The sequence below is a fragment of the Desulfobacter hydrogenophilus genome (assembly GCF_004319545.1).
GTDB lineage: Bacteria > Desulfobacterota > Desulfobacteria > Desulfobacterales > Desulfobacteraceae > Desulfobacter > Desulfobacter hydrogenophilus.
This window is the reverse complement of record NZ_CP036313.1, coordinates 2,597,493-2,620,999: the sequence shown is the minus strand read 5'-3', so window position 1 is coordinate 2,620,999 and position 23,507 is coordinate 2,597,493. Positions and strand designations below refer to the sequence as shown.

At 45.7% G+C, this 23,507-nt stretch carries 25 protein-coding genes and 2 tRNA genes; 1 reads left to right on the top strand and 26 read right to left on the bottom strand.

Annotated features, from left to right (window positions below; translation table 11 throughout):
* Window positions 1-2: 2 nt before the first annotated feature.
* The 7 genes from EYB58_RS11655 to trbL are packed head-to-tail and all read right to left on the bottom strand — an operon-like array spanning window position 3 to window position 6,642.
* On the bottom strand, window positions 3-2,168 hold the full coding sequence (locus EYB58_RS11655; protein WP_111953060.1) for a DNA topoisomerase 3: 2,166 nt from the start codon (window positions 2,166-2,168) through the stop codon (window positions 3-5).
* On the bottom strand, window positions 2,165-2,341 hold the full coding sequence (locus EYB58_RS23200) for a hypothetical protein (protein WP_165477764.1): 177 nt from the start codon (window positions 2,339-2,341) through the stop codon (window positions 2,165-2,167). The genes EYB58_RS11655 and EYB58_RS23200 overlap by 4 nt, the downstream gene beginning before the upstream one ends.
* Complete coding sequence (locus EYB58_RS11650) at window positions 2,338-3,651, bottom strand: TrbI/VirB10 family protein (protein ID WP_111953058.1); 1,314 nt, start codon at window positions 3,649-3,651, stop codon at window positions 2,338-2,340. The genes EYB58_RS23200 and EYB58_RS11650 overlap by 4 nt, the downstream gene beginning before the upstream one ends.
* Window positions 3,648-4,073: a conjugal transfer protein TrbH gene (locus tag EYB58_RS11645; protein WP_111953056.1), complete on the bottom strand. Its 426-nt coding sequence runs from the start codon at window positions 4,071-4,073 to the stop codon at window positions 3,648-3,650. The genes EYB58_RS11650 and EYB58_RS11645 overlap by 4 nt, the downstream gene beginning before the upstream one ends.
* Complete coding sequence (trbG, locus tag EYB58_RS11640; RefSeq protein WP_111953054.1) at window positions 4,070-4,912, bottom strand: P-type conjugative transfer protein TrbG; 843 nt, start codon at window positions 4,910-4,912, stop codon at window positions 4,070-4,072. Before trbG ends, EYB58_RS11645 begins: the two co-directional genes overlap by 4 nt.
* Window positions 4,913-4,923: 11 nt before the next feature.
* A complete protein-coding gene (locus tag EYB58_RS11635) occupies window positions 4,924-5,577 on the bottom strand; it encodes a VirB8 family type IV secretion system protein (protein ID WP_111953052.1) in 654 nt (217 codons plus the stop codon).
* Window positions 5,578-6,642, bottom strand: coding sequence for a P-type conjugative transfer protein TrbL (gene trbL / locus EYB58_RS11630; RefSeq protein ID WP_242637331.1), 1,065 nt, complete (start codon window positions 6,640-6,642; stop codon window positions 5,578-5,580).
* Here trbL and EYB58_RS23195 point away from each other — a divergent pair.
* Entirely contained in the window at window positions 6,623-6,790 is a 168-nt protein-coding gene (locus EYB58_RS23195; protein ID WP_165477763.1) for a hypothetical protein, read from the top strand. The genes trbL and EYB58_RS23195 overlap by 20 nt on opposite strands.
* A 1-nt stretch (window position 6,791) precedes the next feature.
* Here EYB58_RS23195 and trbJ read toward each other — a convergent pair whose 3' ends face one another.
* From trbJ to hslU, 19 genes are all read right to left on the bottom strand, one after another.
* Complete coding sequence (gene trbJ, locus EYB58_RS11625; RefSeq protein WP_111953050.1) at window positions 6,792-7,541, bottom strand: P-type conjugative transfer protein TrbJ; 750 nt, start codon at window positions 7,539-7,541, stop codon at window positions 6,792-6,794.
* Window positions 7,538-10,267, bottom strand: coding sequence for a VirB4 family type IV secretion/conjugal transfer ATPase (locus EYB58_RS11620; protein ID WP_111953048.1), 2,730 nt, complete (start codon window positions 10,265-10,267; stop codon window positions 7,538-7,540). Before EYB58_RS11620 ends, trbJ begins: the two co-directional genes overlap by 4 nt.
* Before the next feature lie 13 nt (window positions 10,268-10,280).
* Window positions 10,281-10,601 carry a TrbC/VirB2 family type IV secretion system protein gene (locus EYB58_RS11615; RefSeq protein ID WP_111953046.1) on the bottom strand — a complete coding sequence of 107 codons (321 nt, stop codon included), beginning with the start codon at window positions 10,599-10,601 and terminating at the stop codon, window positions 10,281-10,283.
* A 15-nt stretch (window positions 10,602-10,616) separates the two neighbouring features.
* Entirely contained in the window at window positions 10,617-10,877 is a 261-nt protein-coding gene (locus tag EYB58_RS11610; RefSeq protein ID WP_111953044.1) for a hypothetical protein, read from the bottom strand.
* On the bottom strand, window positions 10,874-11,611 hold the full coding sequence (locus tag EYB58_RS11605; protein ID WP_111953042.1) for a nucleotide-binding protein: 738 nt from the start codon (window positions 11,609-11,611) through the stop codon (window positions 10,874-10,876). The genes EYB58_RS11610 and EYB58_RS11605 overlap by 4 nt, the downstream gene beginning before the upstream one ends.
* A gap of 3 nt (window positions 11,612-11,614) precedes the next feature.
* Window positions 11,615-12,811 (bottom strand): Rha family transcriptional regulator, encoded by a 1,197-nt coding sequence (locus tag EYB58_RS11600; protein WP_111953040.1) that lies wholly within the window; start codon window positions 12,809-12,811, stop codon window positions 11,615-11,617.
* Between the two features lie 104 nt (window positions 12,812-12,915).
* Window positions 12,916-13,272, bottom strand: coding sequence for a TraK family protein (locus tag EYB58_RS11595; RefSeq protein WP_111953038.1), 357 nt, complete (start codon window positions 13,270-13,272; stop codon window positions 12,916-12,918).
* A complete protein-coding gene (locus EYB58_RS11590) occupies window positions 13,269-14,252 on the bottom strand; it encodes a 3'-5' exonuclease (protein ID WP_111953035.1) in 984 nt (327 codons plus the stop codon). The genes EYB58_RS11595 and EYB58_RS11590 overlap by 4 nt, the downstream gene beginning before the upstream one ends.
* Window positions 14,236-15,321: a helix-turn-helix domain-containing protein gene (locus tag EYB58_RS11585; RefSeq protein ID WP_111953199.1), complete on the bottom strand. Its 1,086-nt coding sequence runs from the start codon at window positions 15,319-15,321 to the stop codon at window positions 14,236-14,238. The genes EYB58_RS11590 and EYB58_RS11585 overlap by 17 nt, the downstream gene beginning before the upstream one ends.
* 430 nt (window positions 15,322-15,751) lie before the next feature.
* Window positions 15,752-15,826 (bottom strand) — tRNA-Cys (locus EYB58_RS11580).
* Between the two features lie 3 nt (window positions 15,827-15,829).
* Window positions 15,830-15,904, bottom strand: a tRNA-Gly gene (locus tag EYB58_RS11575).
* An 87-nt stretch (window positions 15,905-15,991) separates the two neighbouring features.
* Window positions 15,992-16,636, bottom strand: coding sequence for a fructose-6-phosphate aldolase (gene fsa, locus EYB58_RS11570; RefSeq protein ID WP_111953033.1), 645 nt, complete (start codon window positions 16,634-16,636; stop codon window positions 15,992-15,994).
* Entirely contained in the window at window positions 16,620-17,165 is a 546-nt protein-coding gene (folK, locus tag EYB58_RS11565; RefSeq protein WP_111953031.1) for a 2-amino-4-hydroxy-6-hydroxymethyldihydropteridine diphosphokinase, read from the bottom strand. The genes fsa and folK overlap by 17 nt, the downstream gene beginning before the upstream one ends.
* Window positions 17,152-17,595, bottom strand: a complete 444-nt coding sequence (locus EYB58_RS11560; RefSeq protein ID WP_111953029.1) for a hypothetical protein — start codon at window positions 17,593-17,595, stop codon at window positions 17,152-17,154. The genes folK and EYB58_RS11560 overlap by 14 nt, the downstream gene beginning before the upstream one ends.
* Window positions 17,592-18,971, bottom strand: coding sequence for an argininosuccinate lyase (gene argH / locus EYB58_RS11555; RefSeq protein ID WP_111953027.1), 1,380 nt, complete (start codon window positions 18,969-18,971; stop codon window positions 17,592-17,594). The genes EYB58_RS11560 and argH overlap by 4 nt, the downstream gene beginning before the upstream one ends.
* 49 nt (window positions 18,972-19,020) lie before the next feature.
* Window positions 19,021-19,935 (bottom strand): ornithine carbamoyltransferase, encoded by a 915-nt coding sequence (gene argF, locus EYB58_RS11550; RefSeq protein ID WP_111953025.1) that lies wholly within the window; start codon window positions 19,933-19,935, stop codon window positions 19,021-19,023.
* Entirely contained in the window at window positions 19,932-21,128 is a 1,197-nt protein-coding gene (locus EYB58_RS11545) for an aspartate aminotransferase family protein (RefSeq protein WP_111953023.1), read from the bottom strand. The genes argF and EYB58_RS11545 overlap by 4 nt, the downstream gene beginning before the upstream one ends.
* 114 nt (window positions 21,129-21,242) lie before the next feature.
* Window positions 21,243-22,127 carry an acetylglutamate kinase gene (gene argB / locus EYB58_RS11540; protein WP_111953021.1) on the bottom strand — a complete coding sequence of 295 codons (885 nt, stop codon included), beginning with the start codon at window positions 22,125-22,127 and terminating at the stop codon, window positions 21,243-21,245.
* Complete coding sequence (hslU, locus tag EYB58_RS11535; RefSeq protein ID WP_111953019.1) at window positions 22,124-23,488, bottom strand: ATP-dependent protease ATPase subunit HslU; 1,365 nt, start codon at window positions 23,486-23,488, stop codon at window positions 22,124-22,126. Before hslU ends, argB begins: the two co-directional genes overlap by 4 nt.
* Window positions 23,489-23,507 lie beyond the last annotated feature (19 nt).

Genomic DNA, 23,507 nt, shown 5'->3' with positions numbered 1-23,507 from the left:
TGTTATTCTCCTTTTTTATCTTTGAACTGGGGTTTGCCGTTATCGTCAAAATACGTTTGCCTGCATTCAGGGAAGCCGGAACATCCCCACCAATAATTTTTCTTGCCTCCTTTGCCTTTTTTCTTTGATTCCCTTTTCACAAGCGGTTTGCCGCAGGCCTGGCACTTGTGTTTTGATACTTCTATTTTTTTCTTTGGCGTTAAATCCGGCTTGCCGTTTTTATCATTGAGAAATACAGGCTTTGCATGCCCTTGCTGGTTAAAACATCCCCAATACCACGACCCTTTTTTGCTTTTTTGCCTGCGTAAAGGCTGGCCGCATTCCGGGCAAAGATGGGTTCCCGGCAAAGGGTCTAATTGAAGGGCAAATATTGCTTTGATAAGTTCCGGGACCTGGATGGTTTGATCTGTCATAAACCCGGACAGGCTTTCTTTACCGTCAGCGATGGCTGATAATCTGGATTCCCATTGTGCCGTTGTCACAGGATCAGTGAGGACTTCAGGGGCCATTTTGACCAGCTGCCGGCCAAGATCAGTGGAAGTGATGTTTTTTTTCTGGAGTGCAAGCAGGTGCCGGGCTTTTAATGTTTCTATGATCCCGGCCCTGGTCGCTTCGGTCCCGATGCCTTCATTTTCTTTTAATGTCTTTTTGGCGTCGGTATTTTCAATAAACCGATGAATATTTGCCATGGCTTCAATGAGCATACCTTCTGTAAACCTTGCAGGCGGCTTGGTTTTTTTGGATTTAATTTCAACATCAGCCGCGGTTATACCGTCGCCCTCATGGACGATAGGTAAGTCTTGTTCCTCGTTTTTTTCAGCTTTTTCAGCGTCTGATTTTTCTTCTTTGATGAAAGCGGTCCAACCAGGATTCAATATCTTTCTGCCTGTTGATTTCCAAACCGTGTTATTTATGCCGGTCAAAATTTTCTGCGCTTCAAACTCCATGGCTGCATAGAACTGGATGCAAAAGCTTTGGGCAATCATGTGATAGAGGGCAGATTCATCACCTGATAGGTTTGAGGGCGTTTCACCTGTGGGAATAATGGCATGGTGGGCAGTTACTTTTTTCGTATTGTATGCCGCGCTTTTGATAGAGCTGTCCGTATTTTCAGCAACTTGTTCAAGTCCGGGCAAACTTGCCAGGACTGCAAGTACACTGCCTGCTTCATCAAATTGTTCTTCCGGCAGATACCGGCAATCAGAACGGGGGTACGTGGTCAGCTTTTTTTCATAAAGAGCCTGGGCCGCATCAAGCACCTGTTTTGCTCCCATGCCAAGTTTTGACGATGCTGCTTTCTGTAAAGAGGACAGGCAATGGGGTAATGGCGGATTCTTTTTTTTCTTTTCTGTAACGGACTCTATAACCTTTCCAGTCTGCCCACTTACCTCTTTTTTGATTCGAAAGGCTTCATCAGGGTTGATTAAGCGGCCCTGGTCATCCAGTCCCTTTTGTGTGTCAAGCGGCTGAAAAGTACCGGTAAACCTACCGGTTTCATGTAGAATTTCAACATGAAGGGTGAAATACGGGTGGGGTTTGAAGTTTTCAATAACCAGATCCCGGTTGACCACCAGGGCAAGGGTGGGGGTCTGGACCCGGCCAAGGGATAACACGCCATGGCTTCCGGCATCACGGCCTATAAGGGTCATGGCCCGGGTGCAGTTTATGCCCACCAGCCAGTCTGCCTGTGATCTGGCCCGGGCCGCATCACGCAGGCCAATGTAGTCATTGTTGTCGGTCATGGATGACAGGGCTTTTTTGACTGATTTGTCATCCAGAGCGGCAAGCCAGATACGTTCGCAAGAACCGGCATAGTTGTGGTATTCCAGCACCTCGTCAACAAGCAACTGACCTTCCCTGTCCGGATCACCTGCGTTGACGACGCGTTCAGCATCCTGAAGCAGCTTGCCTATGATTTTCAGCTGTGCTGCAGACTCTTTTCTGACCGAGGCATTAAAGGAATTGGGTAAAATAGGCAGATCTTCTTTTTTCCAGGTTCTGTACTTTTCGTCGTATTCTTCGGGTTTATCCATCTCCAACAGATGGCCAAAGCACCAGGTAACGACATTTTGGCCGCATTCTATATAGCCGTTCCTTTTTTCGGCATCCCCCAAGCCTGCGGCAATGGCCCGGCCAAGGGATGGTTTTTCTGCTATGAAAAGTCTCATGATTTCTTTCTCCTTGATTGTTCCCTGTGGGTTTTGATTTTCATTTCGGTCTCTTCCTGCCCTTCAAGAAACCCGGCATGCCAGCTTAAGACATCTGTGTTCTCCGGTTGGGATTCCTGCTGCCGGAGCCCTGCCTCATAGCCTTGTTGCCAGGATTTTTTATCAACTTTCATAATTTGCCTTCATACGGTTCGCTGAACTCTAAATCTTTAACTGCTATGATGTTCAGGCGATAACCGGGCCGAATGGTTAAAGTGGGGGACATATTCATGTGTTTTTCAAGCAGTCCCATGGTTGTTCGCCCCATCTGGTCGGCAAAGGCCGTTCCCATGAATTCATTGAGCGTTGTTGTTTCGTCGCTGTTATCGCTGTCCAGGGTGTTCATGGCATAAGCGGTGCCGCCGGTGACAAGACTCATAAGCAGGGCATGGCCGTAAATCCTGAAATAGTGATTATTGACCTTGTCTTCCAGACCGGCGTAACCCAGCTGGTCCCCGCCAGGCATATCCTTCAAGGTCATTGCCCGGCCATCAGGAAATATTAACCGCTGCCAGGCGACGAATACCCTTTCCTGGCCCATAATAATATTGTTCTGATATTGGCCAAAGACTTTGGTGCCCTGGGGGATGAGCAGGTTATAGCCGGTTGCGGTATCCCATACATTTTGACTAACCTGGCCGCTGATATAGCCGGGCAAAGTTGAATCAATCCCTGTGATCAGCACCACAGGGATAATGGACCCGGTTTTAATGGATAAGGCATTGGTATCCTGATCCATGGAATAACCGTTATCCCACATTGAATCATCATTGCTTCCGGTTTGATTTGCAGATATGGATAAACCGGTTTTCGTTGTTACCGATGCTGTGGATTGTGAACCGGCACCCCCAAGGCCAAGACTTGCTTTGGCGTTTGCAAGCTCACTGTTTAACGCCAGCAATCTTGCTGAAGATCCCGATTGCTGGCCGGTTTGGTCAGAAACACCGGCAGAGGTGCCAATAATCATTGAGGCATTTTTTTTGTAAACAACCGGGTTGGACTCCAACGCCTGGCGTTGTTTTTCGAATCGGTACTGCAGTACCGTTACAAGCTGTTTTTGCCGCTGCTTGTCCAGGGCGGCTTTTACAGGGTCCTGGGGAGGGGAGTTAGCGCGTACAACCTCAATAGGTTCAAGTGCCTTTTGATCCCCCTTTTCCCCCTGGGTGTTCATATCGGTTTCAGACGCAAGGCCCTTGCGTTCTTTAGGGGCTTTAGGAAGATTAAGCCCTTCTTCATCTGTGGAGACTGATGACTGCTGGGGTTCTATCAACAGGGTCTCCTGATCCTGGCCGCTGTTCTTATTTTTTCTTTTGCCGTCATCAAATATTGAAAAAAGCAGCAGCAATACAATGATGGCAATGAACAGAAACAGCACTAAGATAGGCTTTTTGCTCAATACGGTTGTCATTACGCCTGGCCTTTTCAGCCCTCGTGGTGCGCTCATTTTTTAACCTCAATTTGGGTATAGGTGTCTGCCAGGTTATATCCAGGCAGGCGGAACATCTGGCTGAAACTGAATCCGTCACTGCTTTTAAGATGAAAATACCCAGTGCCGGGGTTTTGTGATAATACGTCAATGACATAGCTTATTTTGACAGCGCTTTGGGACGGGCTGATTATATAACCAGCCCGTCTGGCCTGTTTTTCAATCAGTTGATCAAAGGTTTTATTGCCGCTTTTAAGAAGCGTTATCGTGGTTTTTGCCGGTGGATATTGCAGGATCAGGCGGCTGATGATTACATCACAAAGCAGTAACGGCGGCTCAGAATCAATTAATACCCATGATCCTTTAGGGGAAAGGTGGGCGCAGGAAAAACAGTTTAACGCCATAAAAAAAAGAAGGATCAGTCTGATTAGCTTTTTCATTGTTTCGCCTCCAGCCTGGTCAGGGTTAATTCTTCCTTATCCTTGCCCACACCGACGATTAAATAGGCTTGGTCAAAAATCCGGTCCACAATAAAGCAGTTGTTTTTTACCCGGTAGTTTACAAGACCTTTACCCGCAGTGGTTTTAACCATGAACATGGGCATCTCCTGCAGTTTGGGCAGCTTGATATACGTTTTAACGCCGTTGTCAAAAACCTGCAGCGGTTTCCACCCGGCATCCCCGGATATTTCATAATCAAAATTTAACTTGGCCATATCAAAGCCCTCAGCGGTGGTCCTTTTCTCTTTTTCTTTGATTTTTTTTTCCCGGGCCGCTTTGGTGATTGCGATATGATCTTCGGGGTAAATAAAGCCTGTGTACAGCATGTGTTTTCTGCGGTCGGATTTGAAATTGATATGATAAACCCGCCTGTCAGTGGTGATCACGGCTGTGGTGGTGAGCCCGGAATCCAGGGCTTTGAAAACAACGTGGCTGGTGCTGATATCGCCGCTGCCGGAAAATACGATTTCTGCGTACCATCGCGCGTTATCGCCCAGGACCATGGAATTGATCAATTCTCCGGGCTGCAGTTCCAAATCAGCCACTTTATATGGGGTAACAATGATAGTTGGATTTGAATGGCCATAAACAAAACAGGTCATGCCGTTCCTGGTGGTGATCGGGTCCAGGGTGTTTTTTTGCCATCTTGACTGCAGGGCTAAAGATTTTTTTTCTTTGCTGTCCAATTTGGCTGATACGGGGCTTACGAAATCCGCAGCCCGGCATGTTGCCAAGCCTGCAAAGAATATTGCCATTGCGATTGTTAGAAGTTTTTTCATGTTTTAACCTCCTATTGTATTTTTTTGCTGTGGCTGATTTCTGACACATATATGCCGCTGGCATTATTGATGATTTCTTGCTGTGTTTCAGGAAGCTTACGCTTGATGATAAGGTTTGCTTGATAGGTTGTCCGGGAGCGCTCAACACCTTTATGTGTGCGCTCTATTTCTGTCCATTCGATCAGCCAGGTTTCGCCGCTGACATAAAGAGGCAGGGCCATAATCCGCACTTCTACCAATTTTTCTTCGCTCGAAATGTATGGATTGTTGTCTGTATACCATTTAGCCAGTATTTTTTTTGCAGCACCAATTGACGTAAAACTTGTTTGTTTTACATATTTTTCCTGAAGGGCGATGTCAGCCGTGACTGTCCGCCAGGCCGTGATAAACTGGCCCAGGCTGTATTGAATCATTTCCTGGCTGGTCTCAAGCTTTTTAGCCATCTGTCCGCCGCTGATCCGCCCGGCCCGATCAACCTCAACCATGTACGGGATCACTTTTTGTTGCCTTAGCTGTATGATATTTCCTGCTCCAAGCAGAATAGCGACAATCGAAACAAGCAGGGCTACCAACCGCCAAAGGTTTCTTTCCTGGATGAAAGATCCGAACACTTCAGCCCAGGCCTGCCGACCGGCGAGATAATGGTTTTGAATTTCTTTTGACATTTATTTATCCTCTTTGGGTTTTACTGCTTCTGCTATTTTTTCTAGAGCACTCAGTGCGCCGCCCCTGGCTCCACTGAATGCTCCGGCCATGCCGCCGCCACCGGCAGCACCGGCAGCGGCACCGACGCCCATGGAGGCGGCACCCGCCGCCATACCTGCACCTGCTGCCATGGCTCCGGTAATAGCTCCGGCACTGCTGCCGCTGTGCAGTGTGACCATTTTGGCTATTGTGTCGGGCAATACTTTGATGAGAAACGCCAGAATAAAAAAACAGGCTGTGATAACAAGTGTTTCTGTAAAACTTTTGAAGGTGAACAGCACCATATCTGCCAGGAATGAACCCAGGATATATAGCAGACACCGGATTACGAATAATTTAAGGCCGACGCTCAGGGCGTACTTTAAAAAACCTGTGGCAAAGCCTCTGGTGTATCTCATACCGCCAAAGCCTAAAATAAAAATGCCGAGATTAAAGGCTATGTAGGACTCACAGAGAATCACCAAATACATGCCGTAGATAAAAGCACCACAGACGGCACTGCAGATTGAACATAGACAAATGGCAGGGACTAACATAGGATTCCACGAATACATCATGTTATCTGCAACCTTGAGAGCATCGGTGAAGACTTTTGAAAAAAATGCCTCACCTGGCGGAGAACCGCCGCCCGCAACATCTTGAGCCATTTTCAGCATACCTTGAATTAAATCAAGACCCCAGGCCTGACCCTTTATGATGAGAGCCCAAAATATACCGCCAAAAATTGCCGTCATTACAAGGTCTTCAACAACGTCTTGCAATGTGGATTGTTTGAACCCGAGCTTTACGGCCATTACAACAAGCTGAATAACGAGTAGCCATTTCAGTAACCATAAAGCGTGGCTTTTGACGTTGTCGCCCCAAGTGAAACCTACATCTTTGTATCCTTGTACAATTTTTTCGATAACTGTCTGATTAATATCAGCCATTGCTGAATTATTGAAAATAATCAAAGAACTTGCTATTATCAAAAAATAAAGACAAATTTTAACAGGAGTTATTTTTATGTCTAAAAATTTGATCATTCTTACCATCTCCATTGTTATCGCCATTAGTATCAGTATTGGCGTTTATATCAGTGTATCCGGTGACGCTGAGCCCGAGTGGAAAAAAATCGAAGCACAAGAGAAAAAAGTGGGGATAGATAGAGCTGACGCGGTTATCACTCCATGATTTATGGAATGATAAGTGCATCTGTTCGGTCCACCCCAATTTCCATTTCCTGCTGCAAATCAGCATCCTTTAACTTTGTAGCATTGTGTTCTTGAGCCAAAGCCGCAGTCTGAGCCTGAACATAATTAGCCAGCAAGGCCCTTGTCTGTCTCATTTCATTGACGGTGAGGGCGTTGATCTGGTTGCCGGCTTCAATTGCCTGCTGTCTGCCGGTTTTGCTCGAAAGAAGATTGTCCAAGTAATCATCGAAATCCCCTGAATCCTGGAGGTCTTGTAACTGCTGGCCGGTAAGCTGAAAATTAGACTGTAAAACATTATCAATTTTCTCAGAGGCCTTTGAAAATTGATCTAACTGCATTTCAATACGATCTTGCATTAATACGTCATCAATTTTTAAGTCCCGTAATTCCGGCCAGGTCTCAGTAAAAATTTTATAAAGTGCATCCATATCAGCCTTGTACGATTTCAAACGGGTCACGTTGTCAACCGCTGTCATGATTTGAGATTCAAGATTTGATTTTAAATTAGAGGGTAAATTTATCGTGTTTTTAACCATGTTCTCAGTTTGTTTTACCAACTGTTCATATCTCTTTACTGCTTCCATTAACTGTTCAATATCTTTGACATATTCTAAAAGCTGCGTGAACATGGTTGAACAATTAATGCATGTAACAGGGATACCGGCCATTGACACATTGATAAAGGTAATAAAAGTTAGCAATATCATTGCAGTTTGAATTTTTTTTCTCATTTTAAGCTCCTTAAATTTTGAGGTATTTCAATACTTCTGGCATGCAGCCATTGTGTCGGCCATTCAGGGCCGTACTCATTTATTAAATTCTTAATTGCGGCAATATCTCCTTTGCCCGATACTCCGGCAAATGACAGGGCCAGGGGGGATAAAGATAAGTTGATCAGGCGGCTACCCTGTGAAGAGGTCACGTAATATTCACGTTTTGGCCGGGCCTGTGCGATGATTTTAACCTGGGTGGAATTGAGGCCCAGGCCGTGGTAGAGTCCTTGTTGAGTGTCTTTCTCTGCATCCTGGTTTGGTAAAAATATTTTGGTTGGGCAGCTTTCCGACAGCACATCTAAAAGACCTGAATTTTTGGCATCAGAAAGACTTTGGGTGGCAAGGACAACAGCACAATTGGCCTTTCTGAGTACTTTTAACCACTCTCGTATTTTTTGCTGAAAAACAGGATGCCCCAGCATGATCCAGGCTTCGTCCAGGATCAGTATGCTTGGCTGCCCTTTAAATGCTTTCTCTATGCGGTGAAAAATATACAAAAGCACCGGGATTAAGTTTTCTTCGCCAAGATTCATTAAATCTTCGATTTCAAACACTGTATAATTTTCCAGGGTCATGGAATCGGCAGGGGCATCAAGGAGCTTGCCCATGGCTCCCTGGTTTGTATAATGCTGGATCGCCTCTTTGAGTTCCTGGTGCTGGATATAATGATACAGGTTGCTTAATGTGCGATGCTGACCCGGAGAGTTTCTGATTTGTGTAACAGCGTCATGTATAGCTGTTCGGTGTTCGGGTTTGATATCAACTTTCTGCAGGGTGACCAGGGTGGTTATCCAATCTTCAGCCCATGCCTGTTCAGCATCAGTATCAATATATTTTAAAGGGCAAAAAGCAAGCGAGCTGTCATCACCGGCAATGTGATAATGGGTGCCGCCTGCAGCAGTGACCAGGGAAAACATTGACAATCCCTTATCAAATGCAAAAATACACGCATCCTTATACCTCCGGAACTGAGCGGCTATCATGGCCAGCAAAACAGATTTACCAGCACCAGTGGGGCCAAAAATCAGAGTGTGGCCTAAATCCCCTACATGCAGGTTCAGCCGGAAAGGGGTTGATCCATCCGTGGCAGCATACATAAGCGGCGGTGATCCTGGTGGATAAAAAGGACATGGGGCTGTCGCAAATCCCGCATATATTGTTGACAACGGTAAAATGTCAGCAAGATTCAGACTGTGCAAAATAATGCGGCGCAGGTTAGAATAATTGTTTGCCGGGTGGGTTCCAAGCCAGCCTTCCAGGGCGTTCAGGGTTTCTACCCGGGCAGAAAAGCCTTGGGATAAAACCACTTTACGGATGTCCCTGGTTTGCGTCTGCAACAACTCTTTATCTTCATTTAGCAGAATGATGTTGCCGGAAAAATAACCGAACCCCACAAATCCGGATTGATTAATTAAATATGCTTCCTCCGCATCTCCGGCCATCAAGGCGGCATCTTTGTTTGGTTTTGCTTTGGCGTTATTGAAAAGCTTGTCAAAGAAACCAATTATTTTTTGAGACCAGCTCTTCCTGTAATTTTCTATCTGCTGCAAGGCTGTCCATTGATCCATACAGATATAACGGGTGTTAAACCGGTACGGTATGGATAAACTGTCTAAACCAGACAGCATCATTGGGTAAGATTCTGCCGGAAAACCGTCAATGGCAACGACACTTATATATTTATCCGCGATTTTCGGGACTATGCCGCCCGTGACATCTTGGGAGGATAAAAGATAATCAAGATACATAGGGATTTTCGGCAATTTTATTTTGTGGCGTTCCCCCGTGATAATAAAGTTGATAATTTCCAGAATTTCTGAATATATGCCATTTTGGAGGTATATATCCTTGAGTTGCCGAAGCTGAAAAGACAACAAAAGCCTGTCCTCTATTTCGACCAGGTTATTTTGAAAAGTTTTTAACGCCTTAACACCGGCATCATCCCCTTTTGTTCTCTGGCGTTCATCCTTTTCTTCTGTATATAAAAAGGAATCCATTTTCTGCGCTGATATATCCGGCTTCCAGGTGATAAAAAGATAATGAGTTGTGCGAAAATGCTTACCTTTTTTGAAATATATCCTTCTTTCATTATCAATGGCTCTGGTGATTTTGTCAGGGAAATGATTTTCATTTTTATCAGGATAATAATCTTCCGGGCTCCGGATACAGTCAAAGTGCAGGGTGAAACCATCGCCTAAATTTTTTAAAGATGCGGATATAGAAGTGGAGAAGTTCTCAAGGTCTGTATCAGTCGAACTGTCTGTGTCCCTGGTTGTTATTTCATAGCCCACCAGGAACGAACCGTTTTTACAAAGAATAATCCCATTATCTGCCATCACAGCATACTGCAAAAGACTTTGCAGGCCCTTTTCTTTTCTGCTCATGGCATCGTAATGAATAGATTTATGAGGTAACTTTGGGCTGTCTTTGGCCGGGTAAAATTTCTTGTGCTGGACATGCTGCCGGAAAACCTTTGAAAGAATCGGCTCTTTTTTATTTGCTTTCCTGGCCAAGGCAAACCCACCCGACAGAATTATCAGACCTATCAATATCTGCCAGGGGCGGTTGCCGCTGGATACAATCAGCACGCCAGCGGCTATACCAATCGGGAAAAGCAAATCCCGCTCTATGCCCATGATCAGGTCTGAACGATGTAATGAACGATGTATTGCTATCCTTCGCATTATAATAATGCTCCTATATTAATGCGCCGCTGCCGAATGTGAACAGCGTATCAATGATCGGTTCTGCCAGGGCCAGCACGGATATGATGCAGACAACAACAAGAAAACCTTTTGTCATTCCGTCCAAATCGTCTTTTTTGAACCACATCACAAAAGCAGCCGCTAGGATCATCAGTATGGCAACTGATTTGGCCCACGGCCCGCGTAAGGTTTCCATCAAGGTTTCTGCCGGTGTTTCAAACTCTGAAATTGTTGATGCAAAAGCAGAATCAACAAAGGTGATAACGCCAAAAAAAAGAAAGGCTGGCGCAAGTAACGGTAAGTATTTCTTCATTTCTAAAACTCCTCTTTAAATAATCAGTTGAATTGACAGACCTATAATGATGCCGAGAAGCACGGCGATCACTATATTCAGCGTGTTTGTTTTTTTGTTCACCTCCTTGATTTTTTCTTTGAATTTTTCTGCAAAAAGATCTTGCTGGTCAGACAGTTTTTGTGAATATTCTTCGGCCATAAGTTCACACACAGTTGCAACGATCCAGATCGGATCATTGTCACAGACTGTCATTTTGTGCCTTTTGGCTATTTCTGCCTGGATTTTGTTTTTCATTCCTGCTGTTCCTGGGCATCAATGATCAAGCCGGATTCATCCATGATGCTCCAGATTTCATCCCTGGCTATTTTAAGCCGCTGTTTAGCCATGACGTTGAATTTGCCGGAATTGATTGCCTGGGCAAATGTCAGGCGAGATTTGAGCATCAGCTCTAAATCATAGCCAAAGGTTTCTTTTTTATACGTCGGCAAAATAATGGTGGTGCCGCCCTGATCCCGGTTGGCCTTTTCCAGTTTGTGGTTTTTAAATTCAATTTGACCGAAGAAAGGATTTACCCATACTGTTATAGGGGTGTCCGGAAAACCTTCCATCAAGGATGCAAGGCCCTGGATGGTATCACCTTCGGCCTGACCGCCGGTGATCAAGGTATGCAGCGTAAGGTTGTGGCCGCTGTCTTTCAGGAAATCGGCAACATTGTTTTCTGACATGTAAGCAGCCAGGGGAACAAATGTGCTGGCGCCGCTGTCAATGACAGCGAAAGCTTTATCCGGCAACTGAAGTAATTTTTCTATCATGGTGTCAAACAGCCGGCTGTTGATGGAATCTCCTTCCATGATTTCGATTTTTGTTGCTTTTAATGATGCATAAGCTGTCAGGGTTGCATTAACCGGATCAGCATCAAAACATCCGACCAACTGATCTCTATCAAGCAAATACTGACTTAACAGACTGGCTGTAAAACTTTTCCCAACACCGCCCTTACCTTGCAGGATCATATTTATAGCTGCCATTTTTTATCCTTTTAATTGGTTATGGATGCAGCTTGCTTTGCAGCATCCGGATTTATCACCGAGACACATGGCATACATGGTGCCCCAGGCTAACATTATGATTTTTTGAAAATCCTTTTTGGAAACTTTGGTGAAATCTTCAAATTGGTGAGTTTTTTTGAAATTATTAAACAAAGATTCATAATTTATTCTGTCATCGTAATAGGCCATAAAATCAAACAAGCCCCTTAAAGGCTGTAATTCTTCCTCAGCACAAAGGTCTATAAAATCATTCTGCAGCATGTTCATGCCTGACCAAATGTATTCCATGGCATTTTCATAACTCGACGTTGTGATGCCTTTCAGGTTTGTTATCTGCATGTAGGCACATAATTCAGCTTCAAGTTTTTCAGCAGTGGTATTTTCAATCCATGCCCAAATGGAAATTAAACCTTTGAGCGCAAGCATTTTTTTTTCAGTAACATTAGCCCGCTGGAACCGGGGGGTAACATTTTGAACTGGCTGTACCTGGAAAGTCTCCACCTGGGTTTTTTGGGCGTTAACAGCCTTTAACTGTTCATACCCTTTTAATTGAGCTGCCTTGGCTACCTGGCTGCGAAAGAGATGCCCCATCATGCCAAGACCGGCCAAGGTGATCCCGTAACCATCCTCTCTTGGGCCGTGATCTGCCACATGGCCCATTGGGATAAAATTTTCTGCCTTGAATGCAGCAGGAATATCCAAAAAATGGATTTTTGTTGCAAGGGCATTGTGGGGCTGGTCTATTTCCCGGGCCAGTTTCCAGCTTGAAATGCCGAACTCGCCGGTGGGCAATAAAACTGTCAGATCACTGTCTATTGGTATTTGTAACGTGGCTTTTAAATATAATTTGTCTTTTTGGGCCTTTTCCATGGCGTTGAATGCCTCAATATATTTGAGTTTCCACTCCATAGCTCTCTTGCCTGTGAACCCCATAACTAACAGAACAAAACCATCACGGGTCATGTTCATTGCTGGCTGTGTTTTGTTTTGTTCGTTAATATATGAGGACTCCTCAAAATTGAGGAGTCGAAAATTCTGTGGTATCTCAAGGCTTTTAATTGTTCGGATAATGTTGTCATGTCTCTTTTTAAAATGCTCTGCCACCATTACCGACGGTACCATCAGTTTCCCGTTTGTCTCTGTAATGTTGACGTCTTGTTTTCCTATTTCCATATCCATCGTTAAACTCCCCAAAAAGTAACGCTTTAAAATTGTCAGATCACTACCTGTGTTTAACGGGCTCAATTTTACGCCCGTTGATTATATTTAATAATAACAATGTATTATTTACCCTTTTGAATGAGGTTAAACGGTTTTTCATTTTCTTTTTCTTCCACAATAGAGTCAGTTGTATCTTCAGTTGGGTACGGATCATTTGAATGGCTGAACTTTCCCTTTTTTGAACCCAAACTTTGCCCTATGGTTTTTCGAGCTGTTGAAGTTTTCTTTTTTCGAGAGAACGGTGATTTCTGGTCGTAGTTATCAACAATTTTCACCCAGGCTTTGTATGACATTGTGATTTTTTTCTGGGCCACAAAATAATCAAAAACTGTTTTTTTCGTGTAACCCTGGTCCAGCAGCTGCCTGGCTTCACTGTGGACTGCCAAATATTGACTTTTACATGTCGGTTTTAAATTCATTTTAAAGCCTTGTTTATATCGAGTTTATGGTGTTTTCTGACGTTATACTGGCGGCAGATTTCTGTGAAATTGGCATAACTGGTATTCCATTTACCTTGCTTCTTAAGCATTCTATGAATTCGGGCCTTGGAGTACCCCTTGTTTAAAAGCACAATAATTTCATGCTTGTTGGCTTGGAACTCAATTTCTCTGTCTTGGGCTGATTTAGGTCCTGTTTTCGGCGTAAGCCTGGGCGCGGGCAACTCGGCTAAAGACACATAAGTTTCTGTATAGTCTTTAAAAAATTTGGTAAAATGCGTGTACGACAAGGTTATTTTACCGTCCTGAATAAGTTTTTGATGAATATGACTTATGGATAAGCCTTGAGAAAACAGCTGTGATATTTCTTCTATATTTTCTTTAAATTCTTCATACTTAGTGGACTGAGGTTTAACAAACGGTTTCCAATATGCGTCAAAAGCCCCTTGCAATTTTTTATACAGCCGTTGTGTTGCCCTGCAGTCATCAAGCGCATTGTGCGTTTTGATGTCAGACACATCAATACCCTGCTGCCGACAGGCCACTTCTAATTTTTGCCATTTCCAGGTACCGTAATATTCGTTGAATTCAATCTGAGCTATATCAGCATATGCTGCCCTTAAATCCCGGCATGGCGGGATAAGTTGCGGCCAGACACGATCAAACGCCTCTGCAGTCTGCCGCATTAACCTGAAGTCAAAATCGGCGTTATAGGTCATTATCGATTCTGCACTTTTAATGATCTCAAGAATATGATCATGGTAATCTGCCCAGGTCTTGATATGTGCCAGGGCACCAAGGGTAATGCCGTGTACAGCTGCAGCCTGGTCCTTTATAAAAACAGATGGTTTGAACCGTTGATTAAAAAGTATCTGGGCTGTATCTGCGTCAATAATTGCCAGTTCTATAACCTGATCCTGGCTTTCCGTGCCGGTGTTTTCTGTGCTAAGTATTAATTTCATCTAACCATCGTCTTTCTTTCAAAAACTTTGATAGTCCCGGTATCCAGCGGCCATTATCTCGTTGCCAGCCCTGGGACATCTTGTTTTTTTCAATGATTTGTAAAAGTTTTGATGTTTTTGGTATTTCTCCAGCCTGAACAAGTTTTTTAAAATTCATCCAGGCTTGCCATTTCCCGGTTCTCCGGGGGTATTGATTTAAAAGAACTTCAAATTGTTTCTTGAGGGGCAAACTATTTAATTCAGTTTCCTGCTGCTGTTTTTCAGCCAGAATCCTTTCCTGCTGTTCGTTCTGCTGCTGCCGTTGAATTTGATCCTGCAGTTTTTGATCTTCATTTTTTTTCTTTTGGCGTTCTTCCGAAAAGACTTTAAAGACAAGGGATTTAACGCCAAAAAAAGAAAAATTATCTTTGAGTGTTTGACCGTAATGTTTTTCGATTCTTTGTAATGCTATTTCGTTAGGCCCTGACAGAATTACACTATCTTTCTCGATTGTAGCCTCAAGGCAGGGAAGCATTTTAGCGGCCAAATTTAATTGGTCTTTTTCGATGATACACTCTCTGACTTTTGCCCAGGTTGCAGGCTCCTGGCGGCCATGATTTATGACGGATTCTGAGGGGGATAGAGAGGGAGTATCTATATATAATCTATCTATGGTATAATCCGACAAATTGCCGACATTTTTTTGATCCGGGGCAAGACATTCCCGGATGGTCTCCTGGTCGCCACATTCCGGAAATTCTGGCTCCATTTCCGAGGCCACTTCCGGCTGATCCGGCTTGGGCGTTTCATCCGGTTTTTGCTGAGGGTTTGTTTTACCAGCTCTTAATTCCCTGAATTTAATGATTACAGGATGGGCAAGAAAATAATAGGCGGTCTGCATCCAGCCGTTAATTTCTTCTCTCACAGAGTTGATCAGCCCGGCTTCTTGAAGGATTTTGACGTGTCTTTCAATGGTTCGATGGCAGACATTTGTCCGGTTGGCTAATGTTCCCATATTCACGAATGTATGGTCTTTACCAACTGCGCATCTTACCATCGCCTTAAAAGTTTTTTCGATTCCTGCAGTCATTTTTCCACCATCTTTTCTTTCGATTTTCCCAAACCATAAATCAAGATCGGTCGCATAACCATGCGAAATTGTGAGATTATTCAACATTCCCCTTTCTAACCGAAAAAACAAAACACTCCACCGATCGCTTGACAAAACTCTTTTTTTGAGTTATCCTCTAAATTGAGATTATTCAATTTAGAAGATACAAGCTTCTACAGAAGGACCTCATCGGCTGCTACCGATGAGGTTTTTTTGTTTTTAGCGGTTACCTTTTTTTAAAAATAAGTTCACTCTCCATAAAAAAAATTTTATAATAGAGCGTAATGTAATAAAGAAAGAAGTTAAGACGGGTGACCTGGAGTCTTTTTCCAGACCACCACTTAAGGAGAGCCCAAATAAAAAAAGGGCTCAGAAGAAAGAAGATCTTCTAAGCCCTTAAAATTTGGGTTGGAGGCGGCTTCCAGATTTGAACTGGAGAATAACGGCTTTGCAGGCCGTCGCCTTACCACTTGGCCAAGCCGCCTTGTGGAGCGGGAAACGGGATTTGAACCCGCGACTTCGACCTTGGCAAGGTCGCACTCTACCACTGAGTTATTCCCGCTCATCAACAGGAAGTATTTATAGAGGGATGTGCTGCTTTTGTCAATAAAATTTTAACAACATCCTTATTTTTTCAGCAATACGGCTGCTATTTATTCTTTTTGCTCCAGTCTGAGAGGAAGGACTCAATGCCCTTGTCGGTCATATGATGTGCGGCCAGTTTTTTAAGCACGCCATAGGGGATGGTGGCAATATCCGCCCCCATCAAGGCGGACTGCAGAACATGAAGCTGGCTTCTCACGGATGCCACAATGATCTGGGTATCAAAATCATAATTGGTAAAAATTTGGACAATTTCTTCGATGAGCCCCATGCCTTCCTGGGCCAGGTCGTCAATGCGTCCCACAAAGGGAGAGACATAGGTTGCGCCGGCTTTAGCCGCCATAAGAGCCTGGAGCGCTGAAAAAACCAGAGTCACATTGGTGTTAATGCCTTCGGCAGATAATGTTTTAACCGCTTTCAGCCCTTCTACGGTCATGGGAATCTTCACGGCAATGTTATCGGCAATTTTTACAAGTTCCCGGGCTTCGGAGACCATCCCCTCATACTCCAGGCTGATCACTTCTGCGCTAACAGGACCATCAACAATGTTGCAGATCTGTGCAATAATATCTTTGAACTCACCATCTTCTTTGGCAATCAGGGACGGATTGGTGGTCACACCATCCACCATGCCCATATCATTGGCATCCTTGATCTGTTCAATATTGGCTGTATCAATAAAAAATTTCACGGGTCTCCTCCTTAGCCAGGGCAATGACGGCCTGGCTTTCATCTGTTTTAATTTGTTCAAACAGTTCACCCACGGTCAGGCCGCTTACCGGGTGAACCAGATTTTTATCTATGTCGCAAAGGGGTTTTAATACAAAGGCGCGTTCATGCATTCTGGGATGGGGAAGCACAAGAGTCGCTGTGCTCATCACCTTTTGGCCGTAAAAAATAATATCCAGATCAATCTTGCGCGGACCAAAGCGGAAGGGTTTGCCGTCCCGGTCCTGTTCTTTTTCAATGGCTTGTAGCACCTCTAAAAGCTGTTCTGGAGAATACGCCGTGTTGATTTTAATGGCTGCATTCACAAACCAGTCCTGATCCGTATAGTTCTGGGGCGCTGTCTTATAAAATTTTGACAGCGCCTCTACAAATATACCTTCTGTTACCCCAAGACGCCTGAGGGCCCGGCCAATGTTGGCAAGCTTATTTCCCACATTGGCGCCGATACTTAAAAATGCAGGTGTCAGGGGTAAGGAATCAGGGCAATTCAATATAAAGGGTGTCCGATACCTTACTTTTTATGTTGTCATGCCCCAGGGTCCGAACCCTGAAATAATAATGAAGGTCCTGGTCAAGGGTGTACACAAAGCTTTTCCGGGGCATGGAAACCACGCCCAGGGATTTGAACATAAACGGGCATCCTTGGCAACCATCCAGGGGTTTAGTAGCCATGAACACCTCAAACCCTTCCACCTTTGGCCCGTGTTCCTGATTCTGCAAAGATGCACAGGTCCATGTAAGGGTCAAATCACGACCATTGAGCGTATATTTCAGGCCGGTGGGGGCAGCAGGGATATCACCGGCCTTGGTCGGGAGCACGGGCGGTCCTTTTTTACCGCATCCCGGAGCCATAAAAAGCATGCCTGCGCTCAACAAAGCAAAAAGAAGACATGACAATACACGCTGAAATATCCGGTTCAAATGCCAATCTCCTTTTTTGCCGCATCCACGGCCGCAGATACGTTGTCAAATCCGGTCCCACCATAGGAGTTGCGCCGGGCCACAACGGCATCCAGGCTGATGAAATCATAAATATCCGTTTCAATAAGCTCACTGAAGGAATGCATCTCTTCAAGACTTAAATCGCCCAGCTCCTTACCCTGATCCAGGGCAAAACTTACGGCCTTGCCGGCAATACCATGGGCCGTTCTAAAGGCAACACCCTTATTGACCAGGTAATCGGCAAAATCCGTTGCATTTAAAAACCCTGTCATGCAGGCAGTGCGCATCCGGTCCTTATGTACATCAATATGCGCAAACATACGGGTATACACATCAAGACATATTTTTAAGGTATCAACGGTATCGAACAAGGGTTCCTTATCTTCCTGCATGTCCTTATTATAAGCCATGGGCAACGATTTCATGGTGGTTAAAATAGCCATCAGATTGCCCACCACACGCCCTGTTTTACCCCTGACAAGTTCGCACGCATCCGGATTTTTTTTCTGGGGCATGATTGAAGAGCCAGTGGTAAAGGCATCGGAAATAGTGATAAAGGCAAATTCCGACGTGGACCATAAAATCAGTTCCTCGGACAGCCGGGACAGATGAATCATGCAGATGGACGCATGGGAAATAAATTCCATAATAAAATCACGATCAGACACAGCGTCCATGGAGTTTTCCGATACCCGGGAAAAGCCTAGAACCTGGCAGGTATATTCCCGGTCAATGGGGAAGGTGGTGCCGGCCAGGGCAGCTGAGCCAAGGGGCATCACATCCAGACGATCCAGGGAATCCTCCAAACGGGCCTTATCCCGCTTGAACATCTGGTAATATGCCAGCATGTGATGGGCAAACAATACGGGCTGGGCCCGTTGCATATGGGTATATCCGGGCATCACCGTTTTTCTGTTGGCATCGGCAAGGGTCACCAAAGCGGTCTGGAAATCTTTGAGCATCTGGATAAGATTTAAGGTCTCTGCCTTAAGATAAATGCGCACATCCAGCGCCACTTGGTCATTACGGCTTCTGCCCGTATGAAGTTTCTTGGCCACAGCCCCACAGACATCGCCTAAATTCTCCTCCACATGCATGTGGATGTCTTCCAGGGCATCGGTGAATGGCATTTCGTTGTTATCAATCCGGGTCTTTACCGTATCCAGACCCTTGACTAGAATCTCGGCATCTTCTGATGAGATAATGCCCTGTTTTTCCATCATTTCAAGGTGGGCCTGGCTACCTTTTATGTCGCTCTCATAGAGGCGTTTATCCACGTCTATGGAGGCATTAAAAGACTCCATCAGCTTATCCGTGGATTCGACAAACCGGCCGCCCCATAGTTTTTCACTCATTATTTTTTCTTCCTATGTAGTTCTTCTTTTTCATTGGGCGCCAAAACCTTTATGATAAAATCAAGCGCTCCAAAATGGCTTTATGCATATGCCGCTTGTTTTCTGCCTGGTCCCAGAACGCTGCATTTTGTGCTTCAAAAACAGATTCGGAAATTTCCTCACCCCTGTGGGCAGGCAGGCAGTGAAGCACCAGACAGTCGTCCTTGGCGCCTTTGAGCAGTTTCTCATTGACCTGGAATCCCTCGAACGTCTTAAGCCGGCCTTCAAGCTGGTCTTCCTCACCCATGCTGGCCCACACGTCGGTATATACAACATCGGCACCTTTAACAGCCTCTTTGGGGTCATTGGTGAACACAATATTTTTTTTTGTGTCTGCTCCGGATGCGGCAATGATATCAGGCTTGATATGGTGGCTGTCCGGACAGGCCACGATCAGATCCAACCCCAGCACAACTGCGGCATTGACCCATGAATTTGCCACGTTATTACCGTCCCCCACCCAGGCGATCCTGACATTTTCATATCCGCCTTTATGTTCAATCACAGTCATGATGTCGCTTAAAATCTGGCAGGGATGAAAGGCGTCCGTCAGAGCGTTGATCACCGGAATCGTAGAACTTTGGGCAAATTCTTCCACCAAAGCATGGTCAAAGGTTCTCATGGCCAGACAGTCAATATACCGGGATAAAACCCGGGCCGTATCCTTTGCCGGCTCATTTCTGGATATCTGTGTATCCTGGGTGCTCATATATATGGAGTGTCCACCCATTTGAATCATGGCCGTTTCAAATGCAATGCGGGTCCGGGTGGATTTCTTATCAAAAATAAGGCCCAGAGTTTTACCGGCCAGAAGGGAATCAAAAATACCTTTTTGATAACGCGCCTTCAGACTTAAGGCTCTTTCAAACAGGGTTACAAAATCCTGGGGTTCAAGGTCCAGTAAACACAATAAATCCTTCTTCAATGATCTTCTCCTGCAAACAGGCTGTCCAGTACGGCAACCAGCTGATTAATTTCGGCGGTCCCTATAATCAAGGGCGGTGCAAATCTAAGAATTTTATCTTGAATTGCATTAATAATAAAGCCTTTTTTAAAGCACTCAGACACATACTCTGTGGCTGTTTTCCCCTTGGAAATATCAAGCTCCATACCGAGAAGCAGCCCTCTTCCCCTGACATCCACCACTTTTTGATGCTTTTCTTTTAAAACATTGAGCTGCTCCAGAAAATAGGCGCTTTTTTCACGTACAGACGCCAAAAGACCTTCTTGACAGATTAAACGAATCATCTCAAGACCTGCGGCTGTGGCAATGGGAGTACCGCCAAAAGTGGTGGCGTGACTGCCAATGTCAAACCCCTGGGCAGCCGTTTCGGTGGCCAGCATGGCGCCGATGGGAACCCCATTGGCCAGCGCCTTGGCAAGGGTCATGATGTCAGGTGTCACATCATAGGATTCATGGGCGAATAATGTGCCGCAACGGCCCATGCCGGTTTGAATTTCATCAAAAACCAGCAGGGTCCCGGTATCCGTGCAAAGCTGCCTTACGGCCTTGATATATTCGGGATCGGCAGGGATAACTCCCCCCTCCCCCTGCACAGGCTCCATCATCACCGCGCACACCGTATCATCCAGAACAGCTTTCAGTGCTTCAATATCATTAAAGGGCACATGGATAAATCCATCCAGCAGAGGATAAAAGCCCTTTTTGATTTTGTCCTGACCCGTGGCGGACAGCGTGGCCATGGTCCGTCCGTGAAAACTTTGCTGCATGGTCACAATCTTGAACCTGTCGGTCTCCCCCTTTGCCTGGAAAAACCGCCGGGCGAGTTTGATGGCAGCCTCGTTGGCCTCAGCCCCTGAATTGGCAAAAAATACGCGGTCTGCAAAGGACTTTTCCGTCAGAACCTTTGCAAGTTCGGCCTGGGGCCTTGTATAAAACAGGTTGGACACATGCACCAAAGTAGCTGCCTGGGCACAAATGGCTGCGGTGATATCCGGGTGGCAATGCCCCATGCTACATACGGCAATGCCGGCCAAAAAGTCGGTATATTCATTGCCCTGATCGTCATAAAGTTTGGTACCCCGTCCTTTGACAAAGGGCCGACCCTGGCGAGAATAGGTCTGAAACACATGATCCTGGGTAAGTTCAATGCTCATTTTATAATTCCTTTTCATATAAAAAGTCTGTGTAAGCGACACAGATCTTTTCAACTTTCGTTGTGGACTGAGCCTGGGTGTCGATAGACCAAGGTCAGCCCGGGGCTGTTATATTTAAATGTCACCCGCAAATAACTGTGTGCCGATACCAGAGTCCGTAAACAGTTCAAGCAGAACAGCATGGGCGATTTTTCCGTTAATGATATGGACTTTTTTAACGCCGGCGTTCAAGGCGGAAAGTCCGCATTCCACCTTTGGAATCATACCCCCGGAAATCCGGTTATCCCGGATCATTTCCCGGGCCTGGGGTTCATTCAGGGATGAGAAAAGTGCCTTGTCACTGTCCAGCACCCCGTCCACATCCGTGACAAGGATCAGGCGCTCGGCATTCAGGGCACTGGCAATCCTTGCCGCCACCACATCCGCATTAATATTATAGGTTTCACCTTTGCTGCCCACCCCCACCGGCGCAATAATGGGGATAAAACCCTGGGCGCTGAGCGTATGAATGATTTCAGGATTGATACGGGACACATCCCCCACCATACCCGGATCAATGATCTCAGGCGGCTTACTTTCATCTTCCTGGTGGTAAATAGTCATTTTTTCGGCCAGGATCAATCCGGCATCTTTGCCCGAAAGACCCACGGCCCGTCCGCCTTCCAAATTGATCCGGGACACCACATCCTTGTTCACCTTGCCGCCTAACACCATTTCCACCACATCCATGGTGGCATCATCCGTGTACCGCATGCCCTTGATGAAGGTGGAGGTGATTCCCATGATTTTGAGCACCTCATTGATCTGGGGACCGCCGCCATGAACCACCACCGGGTTAATCCCGATGGTTTTAAGCAGGCTGATGTCCTTGGAAAAATTGGTTTTCAGATCTTCATCCACCATGGCGTGTCCACCATATTTGATCACCACGGTTTTTCCGGAAAATTTCCGGATATACGGCAAGGCCTCTATCAATATGTCTGCAACAGTATTTTTCATAGGATATACCTGCTTAAGTCCTGGTCCCTGGCAATATCTGACAACCGTTTTTCAACGAAATCAGAATCAATGGAGATGCTGGGATCCTCGATATCCGGGGCATCAAATAAAATTTCTTCAAGCAGGCGCTCCATGAGCGTATGCAGCCGCCTTGCACCGATATTTTCCATGGATGCATTCACCTCAACGGCAATCTGGGCAAGTTTGTCCACAGCGCCCTGGGTAAAACTTAACTGCACCCCTTCGGTGCGCAGCAACGCAATATATTGCAGTACCAGGGCATTTTTAGGCTCGGTGAGAATACGGGCAAATTCCGATGCACCCAACGAGGAAAGCTCCACCCGAATGGGAAACCGACCCTGCAATTCCGGGATGAGGTCCGAAGGTTTGGACACATGAAAGGCACCCGATGCAATAAACAGAATATGATCTGTTTTCACGGTACCGTGTTTGGTGGGCACGGAACTGCCTTCCACAATGGGCAAAAGATCCCTTTGCACCCCTTCCTTGGACACTTCCGGTCCATGGCTCTTGCCCTTGCCCGCAATCTTGTCAATCTCGTCGATGAAAATGATGCCGGACTGCTCTACCAGGTTAATGGCATCGTTTTTCACCGCTTCCATATCCACCAGATGGGCCGCCTCCTCCTGGGCAATCAGGGCAAGGGCCTCTTTGACCTTTACATTGCGGTTCTTGGTGTTTTTAGGCATGAAATTACCAAGCATATCCTTCATATTGATACCCATTTCCTCCATGCCGGCATTCGAAAAAATCTCCACCATGGGCAAGTTTTTTTCCTGGACATCAATATCTATTTTACGGTCGTCAAGCTTGCCGTCATCAAGCATTTTACCAAGCTTTTCCCGGGTATGTTCCGAAGGCTTCTCATCAGGCGTTTGGGACGCATCATCCTTTGTGTCAAGCCCGAATACCGGACTGTTTTTTGGGGAAGGCAAAAGGATATCAAGCACCCGCTCCCGGGCGATTTTCAGCGCCTTTTCCTGAACCGCCTCCTGCTGGCGGCCTTTGAGCATGTTCACGGTGAGTTCCACCAGGTCCCGGATCATGGATTCCACGTCCCGGCCCACATATCCCACCTCGGTGAATTTGGATGCCTCCACCTTGTAAAAAGGAGAATCCGTCAAATTGGCAAGACGGCGGGCAATCTCGGTTTTGCCAACCCCTGTGGGACCGATGAGGATGATATTTTTAGGTGCAATCTCTTCCTGGAGAACCGGTTCCAGCTGCCGTCGTCGCCAGCGGTTTCTCAAAGCCACTGCCACCGATTTTTTAGCGTCATTCTGGCCGATAATATACTTATCCAGTTCCGTTACAATTTGGTGAGGTTTTAAATCCTTCATTCACTTATTTCCAATGGTT

Bases quoted from the DNA above. Each gene is read 5' to 3' on its own strand.
- EYB58_RS23195 (WP_165477763.1), top strand. From the start codon at position 6,623: ATGTCTAAAAATTTGATCATTCTTACCATCTCCATTGTTATCGCCATT.
- EYB58_RS11620 (WP_111953048.1), bottom strand. From the start codon at position 10,267: ATGCGAAGGATAGCAATACATCGTTCATTACATCGTTCAGACCTGATC.
- EYB58_RS11600 (WP_111953040.1), bottom strand. From the start codon at position 12,811: ATGGATATGGAAATAGGAAAACAAGACGTCAACATTACAGAGACAAAC.
- EYB58_RS11655 (WP_111953060.1), bottom strand. From the start codon at position 2,168: ATGAGACTTTTCATAGCAGAAAAACCATCCCTTGGCCGGGCCATTGCC.
- EYB58_RS11605 (WP_111953042.1), bottom strand. From the start codon at position 11,611: ATGGCAGCTATAAATATGATCCTGCAAGGTAAGGGCGGTGTTGGGAAA.
- argB (WP_111953021.1), bottom strand. From the start codon at position 22,127: ATGAAAAATACTGTTGCAGACATATTGATAGAGGCCTTGCCGTATATC.
- EYB58_RS11650 (WP_111953058.1), bottom strand. From the start codon at position 3,651: ATGAGCGCACCACGAGGGCTGAAAAGGCCAGGCGTAATGACAACCGTA.
- EYB58_RS11585 (WP_111953199.1), bottom strand. From the start codon at position 15,321: ATGACTGCAGGAATCGAAAAAACTTTTAAGGCGATGGTAAGATGCGCA.
- EYB58_RS11610 (WP_111953044.1), bottom strand. From the start codon at position 10,877: ATGAAAAACAAAATCCAGGCAGAAATAGCCAAAAGGCACAAAATGACA.
- EYB58_RS11615 (WP_111953046.1), bottom strand. From the start codon at position 10,601: ATGAAGAAATACTTACCGTTACTTGCGCCAGCCTTTCTTTTTTTTGGC.
- EYB58_RS11590 (WP_111953035.1), bottom strand. From the start codon at position 14,252: ATGAAATTAATACTTAGCACAGAAAACACCGGCACGGAAAGCCAGGAT.
- trbL (WP_242637331.1), bottom strand. From the start codon at position 6,642: ATGATCAAATTTTTAGACATAAAAATAACTCCTGTTAAAATTTGTCTT.
- hslU (WP_111953019.1), bottom strand. From the start codon at position 23,488: ATGAAGGATTTAAAACCTCACCAAATTGTAACGGAACTGGATAAGTAT.
- EYB58_RS11595 (WP_111953038.1), bottom strand. From the start codon at position 13,272: ATGAATTTAAAACCGACATGTAAAAGTCAATATTTGGCAGTCCACAGT.
- argH (WP_111953027.1), bottom strand. From the start codon at position 18,971: ATGAGTGAAAAACTATGGGGCGGCCGGTTTGTCGAATCCACGGATAAG.
- EYB58_RS11645 (WP_111953056.1), bottom strand. From the start codon at position 4,073: ATGAAAAAGCTAATCAGACTGATCCTTCTTTTTTTTATGGCGTTAAAC.
- trbJ (WP_111953050.1), bottom strand. From the start codon at position 7,541: ATGAGAAAAAAAATTCAAACTGCAATGATATTGCTAACTTTTATTACC.
- trbG (WP_111953054.1), bottom strand. From the start codon at position 4,912: ATGAAAAAACTTCTAACAATCGCAATGGCAATATTCTTTGCAGGCTTG.
- EYB58_RS11635 (WP_111953052.1), bottom strand. From the start codon at position 5,577: ATGTCAAAAGAAATTCAAAACCATTATCTCGCCGGTCGGCAGGCCTGG.
- EYB58_RS11545 (WP_111953023.1), bottom strand. From the start codon at position 21,128: ATGAGCATTGAACTTACCCAGGATCATGTGTTTCAGACCTATTCTCGC.
- EYB58_RS23200 (WP_165477764.1), bottom strand. From the start codon at position 2,341: ATGAAAGTTGATAAAAAATCCTGGCAACAAGGCTATGAGGCAGGGCTC.